At 67.1% G+C, this 15,729-nt stretch carries 14 protein-coding genes and 3 pseudogenes; 11 read left to right on the top strand and 6 right to left on the bottom strand.

Annotated features, from left to right (window positions below; all coding sequences use genetic code 11):
* Window position 1: 1 nt before the first annotated feature.
* Window positions 2–1,201 (bottom strand): chorismate synthase, encoded by a 1,200-nt coding sequence (gene aroC, locus P1N55_RS03145; RefSeq protein ID WP_276277542.1) that lies wholly within the window; start codon window positions 1,199–1,201, stop codon window positions 2–4.
* Window positions 1,202–1,321: 120 nt separating this feature from the next.
* On the opposite strand from aroC, the gene P1N55_RS03140 reads away from it, so the two are divergent.
* The 3 genes from P1N55_RS03140 to P1N55_RS03130 all read left to right on the top strand — a co-directional run bounded on the left by P1N55_RS03140 (window position 1,322) and on the right by P1N55_RS03130 (window position 2,782).
* Window positions 1,322–1,990: a helix-turn-helix domain-containing protein gene (locus tag P1N55_RS03140; protein ID WP_276277541.1), complete on the top strand. Its 669-nt coding sequence runs from the start codon at window positions 1,322–1,324 to the stop codon at window positions 1,988–1,990.
* 144 nt (window positions 1,991–2,134) lie between these two features.
* Complete coding sequence (locus tag P1N55_RS03135) at window positions 2,135–2,488, top strand: DUF7344 domain-containing protein (protein WP_276277540.1); 354 nt, start codon at window positions 2,135–2,137, stop codon at window positions 2,486–2,488.
* Window positions 2,489–2,491: 3 nt separating this feature from the next.
* Window positions 2,492–2,782 carry a HalOD1 output domain-containing protein gene (locus P1N55_RS03130; protein ID WP_276277539.1) on the top strand — a complete coding sequence of 97 codons (291 nt, stop codon included), beginning with the start codon at window positions 2,492–2,494 and terminating at the stop codon, window positions 2,780–2,782.
* Window positions 2,783–2,823: 41 nt separating this feature from the next.
* Here P1N55_RS03130 and aroA read toward each other — a convergent pair.
* A pseudogene (gene aroA / locus P1N55_RS03125) lies at window positions 2,824–4,114 on the bottom strand (3-phosphoshikimate 1-carboxyvinyltransferase).
* Window positions 4,115–4,299: 185 nt separating this feature from the next.
* Here aroA and P1N55_RS03120 point away from each other — a divergent pair.
* The 5 genes and pseudogenes from P1N55_RS03120 (at window position 4,300) to P1N55_RS03100 (ending at window position 8,093) form a co-directional block, all read left to right on the top strand.
* Complete coding sequence (locus P1N55_RS03120) at window positions 4,300–5,016, top strand: hypothetical protein (RefSeq protein WP_276277538.1); 717 nt, start codon at window positions 4,300–4,302, stop codon at window positions 5,014–5,016.
* Complete coding sequence (locus P1N55_RS03115; protein WP_276277537.1) at window positions 5,006–6,259, top strand: thiol-disulfide oxidoreductase DCC family protein; 1,254 nt, start codon at window positions 5,006–5,008, stop codon at window positions 6,257–6,259. The genes P1N55_RS03120 and P1N55_RS03115 overlap by 11 nt, the downstream gene beginning before the upstream one ends.
* A 50-nt stretch (window positions 6,260–6,309) precedes the next feature.
* Window positions 6,310–7,483, top strand: a pseudogene (locus tag P1N55_RS03110) (M24 family metallopeptidase).
* 199 nt (window positions 7,484–7,682) lie between these two features.
* Window positions 7,683–7,844: a hypothetical protein gene (locus P1N55_RS03105; protein ID WP_276277536.1), complete on the top strand. Its 162-nt coding sequence runs from the start codon at window positions 7,683–7,685 to the stop codon at window positions 7,842–7,844.
* A 39-nt stretch (window positions 7,845–7,883) separates the two neighbouring features.
* Window positions 7,884–8,093 (top strand): ribbon-helix-helix domain-containing protein, encoded by a 210-nt coding sequence (locus P1N55_RS03100; protein ID WP_276277535.1) that lies wholly within the window; start codon window positions 7,884–7,886, stop codon window positions 8,091–8,093.
* A 1-nt stretch (window position 8,094) separates the two neighbouring features.
* On the opposite strand, the gene P1N55_RS03095 is transcribed toward P1N55_RS03100, so the two are convergent.
* Window positions 8,095–8,505 (bottom strand): MPN domain-containing protein, encoded by a 411-nt coding sequence (locus tag P1N55_RS03095; RefSeq protein ID WP_276277534.1) that lies wholly within the window; start codon window positions 8,503–8,505, stop codon window positions 8,095–8,097.
* A 44-nt stretch (window positions 8,506–8,549) separates the two neighbouring features.
* A pseudogene (locus P1N55_RS03090) lies at window positions 8,550–9,229 on the bottom strand (hypothetical protein).
* A gap of 88 nt (window positions 9,230–9,317) precedes the next feature.
* Between P1N55_RS03090 and P1N55_RS03085 the strand changes: the two are divergent.
* On the top strand, window positions 9,318–10,004 hold the full coding sequence (locus P1N55_RS03085) for a VOC family protein (protein ID WP_276277533.1): 687 nt from the start codon (window positions 9,318–9,320) through the stop codon (window positions 10,002–10,004).
* Between the two features lie 7 nt (window positions 10,005–10,011).
* Here the strand turns inward: P1N55_RS03085 and P1N55_RS03080 are convergent, their stop codons facing one another.
* Together P1N55_RS03080 and P1N55_RS03075 are read right to left on the bottom strand one after the other, a co-directional pair.
* On the bottom strand, window positions 10,012–10,314 hold the full coding sequence (locus P1N55_RS03080; protein ID WP_276277532.1) for a DUF5779 family protein: 303 nt from the start codon (window positions 10,312–10,314) through the stop codon (window positions 10,012–10,014).
* A 107-nt stretch (window positions 10,315–10,421) separates the two neighbouring features.
* Window positions 10,422–12,236: a formate/nitrite transporter family protein gene (locus tag P1N55_RS03075; RefSeq protein ID WP_276277531.1), complete on the bottom strand. Its 1,815-nt coding sequence runs from the start codon at window positions 12,234–12,236 to the stop codon at window positions 10,422–10,424.
* A 188-nt stretch (window positions 12,237–12,424) separates the two neighbouring features.
* Between P1N55_RS03075 and P1N55_RS03070 the strand changes: the two genes are divergently transcribed.
* Together P1N55_RS03070 and ilvB are read left to right on the top strand one after the other, a co-directional pair.
* Window positions 12,425–13,621, top strand: a complete 1,197-nt coding sequence (locus P1N55_RS03070; RefSeq protein WP_276278670.1) for a LeuA family protein — start codon at window positions 12,425–12,427, stop codon at window positions 13,619–13,621.
* A 344-nt stretch (window positions 13,622–13,965) separates the two neighbouring features.
* Window positions 13,966–15,726 (top strand): biosynthetic-type acetolactate synthase large subunit, encoded by a 1,761-nt coding sequence (ilvB, locus tag P1N55_RS03065; RefSeq protein ID WP_276277530.1) that lies wholly within the window; start codon window positions 13,966–13,968, stop codon window positions 15,724–15,726.
* The last annotated feature ends 3 nt before the right edge of the window (window positions 15,727–15,729 follow it).

The following is a 15,729-nucleotide window of genomic DNA, read 5'->3' as shown; positions in this document are numbered from 1 at the left end:
CTCAGTCCTCGTCGACGGTCTTCGCGTGGGTCCCGGCGTCCTCGGGGTCGTTCTGCGGGCTGGAGGGGTGATAGGCCGTGTCGTACTCGCCGGGGCGGTCGTCCAGCCGGTCCGGGTTGATGCGTCCGCCCAGGAGCATGAAGTCCAGCACGGTGCAGTACAGCATCGCCTCGACGACGGGTACGGCGCGCGGCGGCAAGACGGGGTCGTGGCGCCCGGTGACAGTGATCTCCTTTCGCTCGCCGGTCTCCCAGTCGACGGTCTCCTGGGTCTTCGGGATGGAGACGGGCGGGTGCCAGGACACCTCGCCGTAGATGGGCTGGCCGGTCGTGATGCCGCCCTGGATGCCGCCGTGGTCGTTGCCGACCGGGACGGGATCGCCGTCCGCGTCGAACTCCCAGTCCTCGTTGTATTCGCTGCCGGCGGTCGTCCGGGCCGCGCGGCCGATGCCGTACTCGAAGTCGTTGACCGCCGGGATCGAGTACATCGCCTGGGCCAGTCGCGAGGGGAAACTGTCGAAGCGAGGCGCGCCCAGCCCCGGCGGGACACCGCGGCACTCGAAGTAGATGGCGCCGCCGATGGAGTCGCCCTCTTTCTGGTACCTGTCGGCGACGTCGCGCATCTTCTCCGCGGCGTCGGGGTCGGCACACCGAACCTCGTTTGCCTCGCTGTGTTCGAGCATGTCCTCGAACGTGACCGGGCCGGCCTCGACGTCGCCGATCTGGCAGACGTGGGCCTTGATGGTCACGTCGTAGTCGGACTGGGCGAGCACCGCCTTCGCGACGCCGCCCGCGGCGACCCAGTTGACCGTCTCGCGCGCGGACGACCGGCCGCCCCCGCCCCAGTTGCGGGTCCCGAACTTCGCCGAGTAGGTGTAGTCGCCGTGCGAGGGGCGGGGAGCCGTGATGAACGGTTCGTACTTGCCCGACCGGGCGTCCTTGTTCTGGATGACCATCCCGATGGGCGTCCCGGTGGTGTAGCCGTCCTGGAGCCCCGAGTTGATCTTCACCTTGTCCGGTTCGCCCCGGGAGGTCGTTATCATCGACTGGCCCGGTTTGCGCCGGTCGAGGTCCGTCTGTATCTCCTCTTCGGAGAGTTCGACGCCCGCAGGGACGCCGGAGACCGTACACCCCATCGCCTCGCCGTGAGACTCGCCGTAGGTCGTCATCCGGAACAGACGACCGAACTCGTTGCCGTTCATTATACCGGTGTGAGGGACGGGGGCATTTGAACCTTGTAGATGACGGGACCACCGATCACCCGGTCTCCCGTGCCGATGCATGGGTTTATCATATTTCCGGAGCAAGTAGAGTCAGATCAGATGTCTGTAATCGCGAAGTTCACCATCGACTCCAGCGAATTCATCCTCGGCCAGGTGCTCTCGATGGACGCGGGGACACACGTCGAGATGGAGCGCGTCGTGCCGGCGTCGAGACAGGTCATGCCGTACGTCTGGGTCTCCGGAGTCGATCTGGACGACTTCGAGAAACACGTCCGGGCCGACGACAGCATCAAGTCGCTGACGGCGCTGGATTACGTCGACGGGGAGGGACTCTACCGGGTGCAGTGGAACGAGGACGTCGAGAGCCTGGTCTACGGGATGGCCCAGGTCAACGCCACGATTCTGGAGGCGAGCGGGAACGACCGGTGGAGCTTCCGACTGCGCTTCGACGACCACTCGGGGTTGGCGGACTTCCACAACTACTGTACCGAACACGACATCTCGTTCAACTTAGAGCGGGTCTACACGCTCACCGACGAACAGAAGGGCGGCTACTCGTTTGGCCTGACGGACTCACAGCGAAAGGCCCTGATGCTCGCGGTAGAGAACGGTTACTTCGAGGTGCCACGCGGGACCACACTCGGTGAGATCGGCGAGGATCTGGGCATCACCGAACAGACGGCCTCCGAGAACGTCCGGCGCGGTGCGAACAAGGTGTTGCGCAAAGTCCTTCTGGAGCAGTCGGCGACCGACCTGAGCGAGCGGTGACGGGGACCGAAAGAACGCCTTACTACCGGGGATAACAGGCCGCTGTCGGCAACTGGCCTGAGAAATCGGGGCTTACCCGCTACATAAAAGTCCTGAAATAACAAGGAGCACACTATTGCTAGTCTCTTGCTAAGAAGCACCTGAATGATTCAGACTGAGAAGGCAGACTGGGACCTGATATTCCGCGCACTCGCCAGCGAAGAGCGCCGGACGGTCCTCCGGACACTGTTCGAGAGGAACGGGGAACTGGCGGTGGAAGAACTGGCGACGGAACTGACGGCAGACGAGGCGACTGACGGTGGCACGGACGAAGCCGTCTCGGCCTACCTCCACCACACGGCGCTCCCGACGCTCGCGAGCGCGGGCCTCGTCGATTGGGAACCGACCGAGCGGACCGTGTCGCTGAACGCCTTGGCGTACCGGCTCCCCATCGGAACGGTCACGCCCCAGCTGGTACCTCCCCAGACTGCGGCTCCCCAGCAACGAGCAGACGATTGAGGGATGCGAGAGAAAAGCGACACTCCCGAGGCCCCGGGCACGTCGGTTCGAGATTCGTTCGACTCAGACGGAGACGCGAAACCCAGTGACCGGGTGGTGCAGACCGTCGCCGTACTGACAGACACCGACCCCGTAGACCTCCCTGCATTGTACGACGCCGTGGACCCGGAGGCCCTCAACCAACTCGTCAGCCCGGAGGCAGCCACCCACCTCAATATCTGTTTTACCTACGCGGGGACGGAAGTCTACTTCGGCGAAGACGGTGACCTCGAAGTCACTCTACTCGACGACTGACGCGACGAATCGGGACTGGACGGGGCCGCTCTACCCGGGGATCAGGCCCGCGTCACGGTCGCCCCGAGGTCAGCGAGCACGTCGAAGAAGCCCGGGAAGGAGACGTCCACGTGCTCGGCGCCGGTGACCGTCGTCTCGCCGTCGGCCACCAGTCCGGCGACGGCCAGCGACATGATGATGCGGTGGTCCGCGCGGCCGTCCACCGTCGCGCCGGTCAGGTCGCTGTCCTCGCCGTAAACGACCAGCGAGTCCTCGTGTTCTTCGACGACGGCGCCCATCGCGGTGAGCGCATCGGCCATCGCGCTGACGCGGTCTGTCTCCTTGTACCGGACGTGTTCGGCGTCGGTGATGCGGGTGACGCCATCTGCGGCGGCCCCGAGCGTCGCGATGGTCGGGAGCAGGTCCGGCGTGTCCTCGACGCCCACCTCGACGCCCGAAAGCGCCGACTTCCGGACGGTGAGTTCGCCCGCCTCGCGGTCCCACTCGAGGTCGGCGCCCATCCGCTCTAGCACGTCGACGATGGCGATGTCACCCTGGGCGCTCGGGAACGCCGACGTGATCCGGAGACCGTCGTCTGCGGCCAGTGCGCCCATCGCCAGTAGGTAACTGATGGACGAGAAGTCACCGGGGACGTGGTACTCGCCGCCCGCCGGGTCGTAGGTCTGGCCGCCCGCGACCGAGTACCCCGCGTCCGTCTGCTCGGCATCGACGCCGAACGCCCAGTACCTCGAGCGTGATGTCGACGTAGGGCGAGGACTTGAGCTCGGTCGTCAGGTCGACGTCGATACCCTCGTCGGTGACCGCCCCGGCCATCAGCAGCGCCGTGATGTACTGCGAGGAGACGTCGCCGGGGATGGCGACGGACCCGCCGCCGATGCCGCCGCCGACCACGAGCGGTGCCTGTCCGTTCCCGCGCGTGCTCTCTGCCCGCCCGCCGAGTTGCTCGATCGCGTCGAGCAACGCTCCCTGTGGCCGAGAACGGAGCGAGTCGTCACCGGTGAGCACCGTCAGGCCGTCCTGGAGCGCGGCGGTGGCCGTGACGAGTCGCGTCGTCGTCCCGCTGTTGGCACAGTCGATGACGTCGTCGGGCGTCTCGGGGCGGCCGTGGAAGCCCTCGACGTCGAGCGTCGACTCGTCGGCCGAGCGGTCGACGCTGCCGCCGTAGGCCTCGACGGCCCGCATCGTGGCTCGCGTGTCGGCGCTCACCAGCGGGTCGTGGACCTGGGCCGACTCGGCGTACCCGGCAGCGAGAATCGCACGGTGCGTGTAGCTCTTGGATGGCGGAGCCTGTGCCACCCCGGAGACCGTCGAGGTCGCGATTGTGACGTCCATATCCGCCCGTGGTGACCTGCTGCCAAGAGGATACCGCTCCCGGAAGCCGACGTAGCGACGACAGGCCCCGAAGGCCGCTTCGAACCGGGTAAGCGGGGAATACTTAGTTGCGGTGTGGGCGACTGCATCACGTATTACCACCATGTCAGATTCGCACCTCGAGGAGGCGGGCGGCCGATAGAATCATGCTACTCCAGTCTCTCATCGAGGTACTCCGGGCTTACGCCGGTCTCGTGCTTCCACTGGTATTCTTCGGATTCTTCGCCGTCGCCGGCCTCGCGCTCCTGTTCAACCGGCACCCGGAAGTCAGGCGAACGTTCGCCGTCGGGTTCGTCGTCGTCTTCCTGCTCTGCCAGGTCAGCCTCGTCCCCCTCACGGTGCCGCCGCTCACCACCTACCACAAGTTCTCGAACACGTGGGACCAGGAGCGCGTCGAGTACGAGTTCCGCGTCGTCGACGAGAACGGCCAGGAACTGCGGTTCGACGCGAAGTCGACGCTCGAGTTCGAGGGGATCCGGATGTCCCGTCTCCACCACCAGATGCTGACCGAGTACTCCGAGGAGGAGAACCGGGTGGTGGCGCGGTTCCTCCTGCAGAGCGCCCGGGAGTACCGCGGCGAGCTCGAGGCGGGCGGCGGCCGGAACTCCCTCGTCTGGTCCGACGGTGGCGTCAAGCTTCGCCACGCCACGAACTTCCCGGCCCACGGCCACGTGACTACCTGGACGCCGGCCGAACTCAGCCAGTACGGCGAGTTCGTCGGCCTCCGACTCTACCGCGTCGAGATCGAGTCGTCCGCCGACGGGTCCGAAGTCGTCTCCCAGTCCGAGGCGGTCGTCTTCGAGTACTACGACGAGGGCGAGCCAGGAGCCGCGGCCGAACTGGAGGCACGCGATGTTCGTTAACTACTTCGCCGACGAGGCGCGCTCGTCACCGGTCAACCTCGCGGTCGGGCGGACGATACTCACCGTGTGGCTCGTCTGGAAGACGGCGATGTACGACTGGAACGAGTTCTTCGAGGTGCCGTTCTACCTGACGCCGGAGTTCACGTGGGCGGTCCCACCGGTGGCGCCGGGCCTGTTCATGACCGTCGAGAAGTGGATGCTCATCGCCCTGCTTGTCCTCTTTGCCGTGGGCTATCGCATCCGCTTTACAGGCGGCGTCAGTGCCCTGATTCTGGCGCACTTCGGGACCGTCAGGGAGATACAGAACAACTCCGGCGAGTCCCAGGCGCTGTTCCTCGGGGTCTACTTCCTGTTGTTCTACAGTCTCTTCTCGGAGACGCACGCGCTCTCCGTCGACGGCCTGCGCCGGACGAGAGACTGGTCGGTGGACTCGCTGCGGTCTTTCATCGTCTCCGGGCGAGACTCCTACCAGCTGCCAGCGTTGAAGTGGTCGCTGCTCGTCATCGCGATGATCTACTTCGGGTCCGGGTTCAACAAACTGTTCCCGAACGGGCCGTTCGGCGGGTTCCACGCCGGCTACTTCGGACCGGTCACGCTCTCGCGCATCATCGTGGTCCGCGACGCCTTCTACCAGTGGCACGTTCCCCTCGGCCCGGCGCTGGTGGAGTACCCGGCGTTGATAACCGCCGGGTCCATCGGGACGCTCGTCGTCGAGATGGGACTGCTCGTCGCGGTGCTGCTCGGCGTCACGGTCACGCCCTTTATCATCGGCCTGCTGGGGTTCCAGACGGGCGTGTTGCTCCTGCTTGGCATCTTCGTCGACACCTACCCGCTCTTGCTGACGTTCCTGGCGTGGGACCGCATCTACGAGCGCGTCGTCAGCGACCGGGCCCTCGACGTGGTCTTCGACGGGCAGTGTTACTTCTGCATGCGGAGCCTGTACCTGTTCAGGATACTCGATGTCACCGACACGGTCCGGTTCATCCCGCAGGCGGAGGCGCCCGACGCCTACCGCCAGCGCGGCGACGTCGACTTCCAGAGCGCGATGTACGCGTTCGACGGGACGACGGCCTACGCGGGCTACGACGCCTTCCGTGAACTGCTCCGGCAGTTCCGGGTGTTCTTCCCGCTGGTCTGGCTGATGGGGCTCGCACCCGTCGCCCGCGCCGGTACCAGGGTCTACCGCTACGTGGCGGACAACCGCGGGACGCAGTTCACCTGCCAGGTCGAGAGCGACGACTGAGCGGGTCCCGTGTCGCCACGCCTATGCCCCTCGCCGTCGGTAGCCACAGTATGGACCCCGACCTCTCGCGCCTCGACACGTATCTCGACGACATCGGTGCGGACGGCTACTTCGTCGACGCGGACTCGACGCTGTCCGACCAGCTGTACCTCTCGGGGTTCGACGCGCCCGACCCGTTCATGACGCTGTACGACGGCGAGACGCACCTCCTCTTCCCGCGCAGCCTCGAGTTCGGCCGCGCCAAGCGGGAGTCGCGGGCCGACACCGTCCAGCGCTACGTCGACTTCGACCACGCAGACCACATCGAGGCACACGGCGCCGAGACGGCGGTCGCCTACGTCCTGGCCGATTTCCTGCGCTCGTACGACGTCGAACACGTCGCGGTCCCGCCGCGGTTCCCCCTGAAGACGGCCGACGGCCTCCGCGACCGTGGCATCGAGGTGACCCCCGACACGGACGGCATCGTCACCCAGATTCGGGCCACGAAGACCGACCCGGAGGTCGAACACGTCCGGACCGCACAGCGGGCCAACGAGGCGGCGATGGCCGCCGCCGAGGACCTCCTGCGCTCGGCATCGGTCCGGGACGACGACACGCTCGAGGCCGACGGGGAGGTGCTGACGAGCGAGCGCGTCAAGACCGAGATCGAGGTCACGCTCCTGCAGGCAGGGTGTTCGCTCGACGAGACCATCGTCGCCTGCGGAACCGACGCGGCGGACCCTCACGACCGCGGGAGCGGCCCGCTCTCGGCCGACGAGGCCATCATCGTCGACATCTTCCCGGGACAAGGCAACGAAGTACCACGCCGACATGACCCGGACGTTCGTGAAAGGCGAGCCCAGCGAGACCATCGCCGAGTGGTACGACCTGACCGAGCGGGCCATGGACGCTGCTTACGACGTCCTCGAGGCGGGCGTGACCGGCGAGGCCGTCCACGACGCCGTCTGTGACGTCTACGAGGAGGCCGGCCTGCCGACCCTCCGGAGCGACGAGCGGACCGAGACGGGGTTCATCCACAGCACCGGCCACGGCGTCGGCCTCGACGTCCACGAGCTCCCGCGTCTCTCGCCCGACGGCGGGGAACTGCGGCCGGGTCACGTCGTGACCGTGGAACCGGGGCTGTACGACCCCGACGTGGGCGGGGTCCGTATCGAGGACATCCTGGTGGTCACCGAGGACGGGTACGAGAACCTGACCGACTACGAGAAGCGGCTGGTCGTCTGAGGGAATCCGCCCGAGAGGGTGTGTGGGTAGATACCACACCGCAGAATAGTGGATAATAAATCATTAACGTTTATTACCGATGGCTCGTAACGGAGTAGTACGTCATGCTTGTACCCAAAGCAATTCGCCCGCCGGCACGCCACAGCGACTCGACCAAAGCCCGATCGACCGAACCAACACGACACTATCGACCCCCAGGATGACCACACAGATCACGACCCCGACCGACGACGACGCGTTCACGACCGACTCCGCTTCCTTCCCCGAGACTCGCTCGCGCAGCGACCGCGCACCCATGATGTTCTCGCCGACCAGCGCCGCCGTCATGGGACAGTTCGACACCGAGGCCGACCAGGCCTGAGAGGACAACTCCTTTCCCGTCGGCATCGTAGGATACGCTATGGCCGATTACACCACGGTCTCTATCCCGAAAGACCTCGCCGACCGCGTCGAGGAGACCATCGAGGGGACCAGCTTCTCCAGCACGTCGGACCTCGTTCGCTTCCTGCTCCGGAGCATCGTCGTCCAGCACCAGCGAGAGGGCGAGCTCACCGAGGCGGAGTTCCAGGACATCACCGACCAGCTACGCGACCTGGGCTACCTGGAGTAGGTCAGGCCAGGTACTCCTCGGGCGGTTCGACGTCCAGAATCCTGACGTCCTGCTTCCGGCCCGACCGGTCGAACGCCGCGAACGAGTCGTGGCCCCACGGCGGTATCCCGACGAAGACCACCTCGTGGAGGTCGTCGGCCTCGCTGATGCTCAGGTCGCCCTTCGGGTGCGAGACAAAGCGCCCCTGAGTCTGGCCGGCAGGCATCCCAAGGTCCATCCCGAAGACGGCGTTGACCGACCCTCCGGCCGACGGGAGGTAGAAGTCGGTGAACACCGGCGCCTCGTCGGGCAGCCCCGTCTCCGGCAACTCGCCGGCGGGGGTCACGGAAAGCGAGATGGTCACGTCGGACGGTTCCGCCTCGCCTGCCAGGCGCAACAGAGTGTCGACGAGGCCGCGGGTGATGTAGACCACACCCTACGTTAGCGCGGTGAGCGTAAAGTCCCGTCGGCGCCCCCTCACCCCATGACCAGCGACTTGACCGTCTTCGCGAACAGGCCCGGCGCCCGGGTCCGAGAGCCCTTGAGTGCGTCCGTCAGTGCCGCCGCCGCGTCGTCCATCACGCCGTGCCCGTGGCCGACCAGAATCCGCTCGGGGGCCAGCCGTCCGAGCTTCGTCGGCGGCGTCAGGCGGAGTGCCGGGTGGACGCCCAGGCGCTCCGACCCCACGAGGAAGAAGTCCGCCGTGCCGACGGCCTCCGCGACGACCAGTGTATCGTCGTCGTCCCCGTAGAGAGCCGCCTCCTGCCAGAGCGGGTTCTTGATGACCTTGTGGACGCCGTAGTCCGTATCCGGGAGCTGGCGGTGGACGCGCTCGACGGGGCCGCGAGGTCGTCCTCGACGCCGCTCATCCAGTCGGGGACGTAGACGGGGACGCCGTGCCGGGTGGCGACGGCGGCGCAGTCGCGCTTGTGGCGGTCCAGCAGGAGGACGACGCCGACGACGTCGCCGAACTCGGCGAACAGGTCGTCGATGCCCTCCGCGTCCACCGGGTCGACCACGAACACGCCCGCGTCCGTCGAGAGCACGTGGCTCGCGCGCTGCATCGGTTCGTCCGGGTACGCAATCCAGCTGACGCCGCGGTCCCAGCGGTCGACCGCCGTCCAGTCTGTCGCCGGACCGCTCTGCTTGAGTGACATGTGAGAGCGTACGGCCTTCGGGCAGATAAATGGGTCCGCCACTGGGTTAGGTACCGGGACCTTTGGGGCTGGGCGGCGTACGTCCGCCATGCTCTCTGCCCCGGCCTGGCTGACCCTCGAGGTGAAGTACGCCGACCGCGCGGCGGCGTTCTACGACGCCTTCCTCGAACTCGACGTCGTCGAGGAGTCCGAGTCCGAAGCCGTCCTCGCGGCCGGCGACACCGACCTCCGGTTGCGTGCCCCGGGAGTGGTCCCCCGTGGCGGCCTGCACACTCACTACGCGCTGACGATACCCGACAGCGAGTACGACGACTGGTACGAGCGCCTCGACGCGCAGTTCGACCTGGTCGAGGAGACGTTCGGCGGCGACCGTTCGCTGTACTTCTACGATCCAGAGGGCAACTGCGTGGAACTCGGCGAGCGCGCCCACGAGGGCCGTGGCGTCTCCGGGCTGTTCGAACTCGTCCTCGAGGTGGAGGATCTCCCGGCCGCCGTCGAGTTCTACACCGCGCTGGGCTTCGACGTGGTGGACGACGATCGGGAGTCCGGGCGGGTCAGGTGCACCACCGGCGACCTCGACTTGGAACTGTGGGCACCGCGACTGGGGATCGCCGACGCCCGCGGGGGCGTCCACGTCGACTTCGGCGTGGTCGCAGAGGACCCGGCGTCGACCGCCCGGGCCGTCACCGACGAGGCGCCCGCGGTGACGGCCGTCGAGGAGGGTGTCCGGATACGGGACCCCGACGGCCACTACCTGACGCTGGTCGACGAGTAGGTCGACGTCAGTCCAGGCGGTCGGTGTCGATGCTGACGCCGGGGGGCGTGACGACGAGGAACCCGCGGAAGTGCATGAGCTCGCCGCCGGCCTCGGTTATCGGACGGGCGAACCCCGACGCGAGTTCGTTCAGGTCCCCGTCGACGTGCAAGACGAGGACGGCCCCGCCGTCGACGGCGTCGATCCACTCCTCGTCCGCCGTCGTCCCGTCGAGGACGCCCAGGACCACGCGGTTGCTCCCGCTGGTGTCGGCGTCGACGTCCATCTGGTCCTCGACGGCCTGCAGGTCGAGCCCCTCGAAATCACTCATGCACGGGAGCAGACGTGGCACCAGCAAAAATCCACCGCAGCGCGGGCCGCGCCGGTCCTTTGCCGCCGGCCGGCCCTGGGTGGCCGTGGGCCGGACCCCCCGCCCCGTCAGCGACGGCCGAACAACCGCTCCGAGAGCGACCGGGGCGTCGCCCGCTCGGTGAGCAACACCGAACACTCGAGGTCGTCGACGACCGAGAGGTTCAGCGAGTCGTGGACGAGACGCGTAAGGAGGCCCCGTTCGGTCGCCCCGACGATGACCAGCGAGTGCGACCGGGCCTCGCGGGCGATTGCCGTCTCCACGTCGCCCGAGTCGTCGACCGTTCGCGTCGCGTCCTCGATATTCTGCTCGTGCGCCCAGCGTTTGAGGAACGCCTCCCCCGCCTCGCGTTCGTCGGGGCCGTCGACGACGTGCAACAGCGAGAGGTCGGCGCCGGCCACCGACCGGAGCGTGCGCCCGACTTGCGCGCTCAGCTCGCAGTTGCGCCCGGCCTCGATGGGGAGCAGGACGCGCGACGGGTCGAACCCGCGGTTCTTGAGGACGAGGAAGTCACAGGGGAGTTCGCGTGTCAGGTCGCTGAGCGACCGGGAGGCCCTCGCGGCGCCCCACACCCGGTCGTCGTCCCACTGCATCACGACCAGGTCCGCCTGGTTCCGGCGGGCCACCTCGAACAGGGCCTCGAACGAGCGCTGGGAGACGACCGTGGAGCTCTCGTAGTCGACGTCGTAGTCGGCGGCGACGTCCGCCAGGTCCGCCATCAGTCTGTCCGACTCGTCGACGACCTGCTGGCGCTCCCTCGAGCCGTACCTGCCACGCCCGTCGGGCGTCTGGACGATGTGGACCGGGGAGACGACCGCGTCCGGCCTGTCGCTCGCCAGGAGACAGGCCAGGCGGACGAGGTCACCTTCGGTCCTGGGGTTGAGGATGGGGACGAGAATCCGGTAGCCGTCCTCGTCGGCCACGGCGGGCGCGTCCTCAGTATCCAGCAGCGGCACATAGGAGCGCCCGGCGAGGCTCCCGAGCGTCCACTCCGGTATGGAGAGCTGTCGTTCAGCCCCTTCGAACCGGGCCGACGCGAGCCGCTCCTCGGTGGTCTGGAAGTAGTTGACCACGGTCACCAGCACGACGCCGCCGACAGTATTGCCGAGCAGCACCGGGAGAACGAACTCAGCGAGGCCGAGGCCGAGCGCGATGTCGCCGTGCAACACCAGGTAGGTCATCTCGGTGAAGGAGACGACGGAGTGGTACAGCCCTCCGAGCGGAATCGCGAGGAAGGCCAGGTAGACCACCACGAGGCGGGAGATGGTGTCCCGTGCGGCGTACTCGACCCAGACGACGCCGGCGACGATGAGCCCGGCGAAGGCGGCCTTGCTGAACAGGCTCCACCAGGCGGTGTCGACCCCCTCGCGGGCGATGTCGGCCGCGACCGTCGCGGCCTCCGGTGAGAGGACGCCGCCGAACGCGAGTGCGGCCGCCCCCAGTGCCCCGCCGGTGAAGTTCCCCGCGAGGACGACGAGCCAGTTCCGCAGGAGCGCCGGGACGCTGGCCAGGCGCTCGAGGGTCAGCGCGACGGGCGGGAGCGTGTTCTCGGTGTACAGCTGGTAGCCGCCGATGATGATGTAGATGAACCCGAGCGGATACAGGAGCGCGCTCAGCACCGGGTCCGACCCGGTCGAGGTCTTCATCGAGACGTACAGCATGAAGGTGATCGTGATCGCGAAGCCCGCCGCGAGTGCGCTGAAGAACAGTTCCCGGGACCCCGACGTGATCTCTTCGTCCGCGGCGGCGACGATGCGCTGGAAGACCTCGTCCGACGAGAACCGGTCCCGGACGACGCTGCCGACGGCGGGCGCCCCGCTCCGGGACCGCTCGACGGCCTCCCGCAGCGACTCGTCGCCGTCCGTCCTGTCGATATCGCTCATTGGTGGAACGACTCCGTGGCGCCACTAAGTAGTTCTTCAATTCCGTCGCCGGCCACGGGTGAGTGTGCGAATCCGCCGGAGTCGCGCCGGCTACGCCGGCGCCAGACGCCGACGCCCGCAACGGACAACTATAAGTACCGGAAGCGTCCAGAAAGAAGTGATTATGTCCAACAACGAGGGCACGTCGGATTCTCCGGCGGATCGAGTTCTTCCAGGGCACACTGGATTCCACGTCTGAGATAACAGACGCACGCATTTTCGACACCACGCTGCGCGACGGTGAACAGTCGCCACGCACGTCGTTCAACTACGAGGACAAACGCGAGATAGCCGCGCTGTTAGACGAGATGGGGACCCACGTCATCGAGGCCGGGTTCCCCGTCAACTCCGACGCGGAGTTCGAGGCAGTGCGCGACATCGCCGAGTCCACCCGGGGGACGACCTGCGGACTGGCCCGTGTTGTCGAGAAAGACATCGAGGCGGCGCTGGACTCCGGCGTCGACATGGTCCACACGTTCGTCTCGACGTCCGACGTACAGTTGCAAGATTCCATGCACGCCACCCGGCAGGAGGCGCTCGACGCGGCCATCGAGTGCATCGAGCGCGTCAAAGAGGCCGGCGTCGAGTGCATGTTCTCGCCGATGGACGCCACCCGGACCTCCGAGGGGTTCCTCATCGAGGTCATCGAGGAGACGTCCGCGGCCGGTGCGGACTGGATCAACATCCCGGACACCGTCGGCGTGGCGACGCCCCGGCGGTTCTACGATCTCATCGAGATCGTCGACGCACACACGACCGCGCGAATCGACGTGCACACGCACGACGACTTCGGGTTCGCCTCGGCCAACGCCATCTCCGGCTTCGAGGCCGGCGCGAGCCAGGCCCAGGTGTCGGTCAACGGCATCGGCGAACGGGCCGGCAACGCCGCCTACGAGGAGGTCGTGATGGCACTGGAGTCGCTCTACGACGTCGACACCGGCATCGACACGACCCGCATCACCGAGCTGTCGCGGATGGTCGAAGAGAAGTCCGACATCCCGGTGCCGGCCAACAAGCCCATCGTGGGCTCGAACGCGTTCTCCCACGAGAGCGGCATCCACGCCGCCGGCGTCATCGAGAACTCAGACACGTTCGAACCGGGCGTGATGACCCCCGAGATGGTGGGTGCCGAGCGCGAACTGGTGCTCGGGAAGCACACCGGGACCCACTCGGTGCGCGAACGGCTACAGGATGCCGGCTACGCCCCGACCGACGCCGAGGTCCGCGAGGTGACCCGCCGCGTCAAGGACTACGGCGCGGAGAAACAGCAGGTCACGATGACCGAGCTGGAGCGGTTCGCCAAGGAGCTCGGCGTCGACGAGGAGCAAGAGGAGGTCCGGGCGTAGGCCCATGACGCCGTCTCCGGTCAGAGTTCGTCCCCGCGAGCGACGCGTGGTTTCGGGGCGCCGATTTGTGCCCCGAACGCCCGCCATCGGCCGCCACGTGCGGCAAATCCTCTCACAGAACGCTTATTATCCGGGGCGATTTGGTTCCGTACGTGACGACTGCGCGTGCTGGACACCGCGACCGACCGTCGACCAGCCGCGCGTCCGTACTTCTCGACGAGGGTATCGTAGGGGCCTTCTAGCCCCACACAACCTCACATCCGACGCCGCTCGTACCGACTCGCTACCATCCAACTACAGAGCTATGCACACACCCACGACGATGCGACCCACAGGAGGAAGTTATGAGTGAACGCGCATCGGTCCCGAAAGAGGACCAGACAGAGACCGAACAGGACGACGACCGAGAGCCGATAACCACGGGGGCCCAGTCGGTCATCCGGGCGCTGGAGAACGCCGGGACGGACTACGTCTTCGGCGTCCAGGGCGGGGCCATCATGCCCGTCTACGACGCGCTGTACGACTCCGACATCACCCACGTGACGATGGCCCACGAACAGGGGGCCTCCCACGCCGCCGACGCCTACGGCGTCGTGACCGGCGATCCCGGCGTCTGCTTCGCGACGTCCGGGCCCGGCGCGACGAACCTGGTGACCGGCATCGCCGACGCCAGCATGGACTCCGATCCCATGATCGCACTCACGGGCCAGGTCCCGACCGACTTCGTCGGCAACGACGCCTTTCAGGAGACCGACACCGTCGGCATCACCCAGCCGATCACCAAGGAGAGCTACTTCGCGGGCGACTCGGACACCGTCGGCGACAACGTCAGCGAGGCGTTCGCGCTCGCCGCCTCGGGCCGGCAGGGGCCGACGCTGGTCGACCTCCCGAAGGACGTCACGCAGGGCGAGACGGACCGGGAGCCGATGGCGCCGACGACGCCCGACACCTACGACGTCCCCGAGGAAGCCGACGACACCGACGTCCAGGAGGCAGTCGAGGCACTGGCCGACGCCGAGCGCCCGGTCATCCTCGCCGGCGGCGGCGTGATCAAGGCCGACGCCTCGCCGGCCCTCCGGGAGTTCGCCACCGAATACGAGATTCCGGTCATCACGACGATGCCCGGCATCGGGTCGTTCCCCGAGGACCACGAGCTCTCGCTGGAGTGGGCCGGGATGCACGGCACCGGGTACGCCAACCTCGCCATCACGAACACCGACTGCATGCTTGCCATCGGGACTCGATTCGACGACCGCCTGACCGGCGGCGTCGACTCGTTCGCGCCGGACGCCGAGATCATCCACGTCGACATCGACCCGGCCGAGATCAGCAAGAACATCTACGCGGACCACCCGCTCATCGGCGACGCGAAGATGGTCCTGCGTCAGCTCTACGACGCGATGCCGCGTGCGCCCGACGCCGACGAGTGGCGCGAGCAGTGCCAGGACTGGAAGTCGGAGTACCCGATGACCTACGAGATGCCCGACGACGAACCGCTGAAACCGCAGTACATCGTCGAGACGTTCTCGGAGGTCACGGACGACGACACCATCGTCTGTACCGGCGTCGGCCAACACCAGATGTGGGCCTCCCAGTTCTGGGAGTTTACCGAGCCCCGCACCTGGGTTTCCTCGCACGGTCTGGGGACGATGGGCTACGGCGTCCCCGCAGCCATCGGCGCGAAGCTCGCGGCGCCCGACCAGGAGGTCGTCTGCTTCGACGGCGACGGCTCGTTCCTGATGACGGTCCAGGAACTCATCGTCGCGGTCCGCGAGCAACTCGACATCACCTACGTCGTCCTCAACAACGAGGCGGTCGGGATGGTCCGCCAGTGGCAGGACGGCTTCTACGAGGGTCGTCGGATGGCTTCGGAGTACCCGTGGATCCCGCAGTTCGACAAGCTCGCCGAGGCCTTCGGCGCCCGCGGGTTCCGACTCGAGGACGAAGCCGACGTCGAGGACACCATCCAGGCAGCGCGCGAGTACGACGGTCCGGCCGTCATCGACGCCATCATCGACCCGGCGGAGAACGTCTTCCCGATGGTGCCAAGCGGCGGTGACAACGGGCTGTTCGCGCTCGAAGAATCCCATCTGGAGATGCTCTAACGA

The sequence above is a fragment of the Haloarcula regularis genome (assembly GCF_029338315.1).
In the GTDB taxonomy this organism is placed as follows: Archaea; Halobacteriota; Halobacteria; order Halobacteriales; family Haloarculaceae; genus Haloarcula; species Haloarcula regularis.
This window is presented reverse-complemented; position numbering and strand designations above follow the sequence as displayed.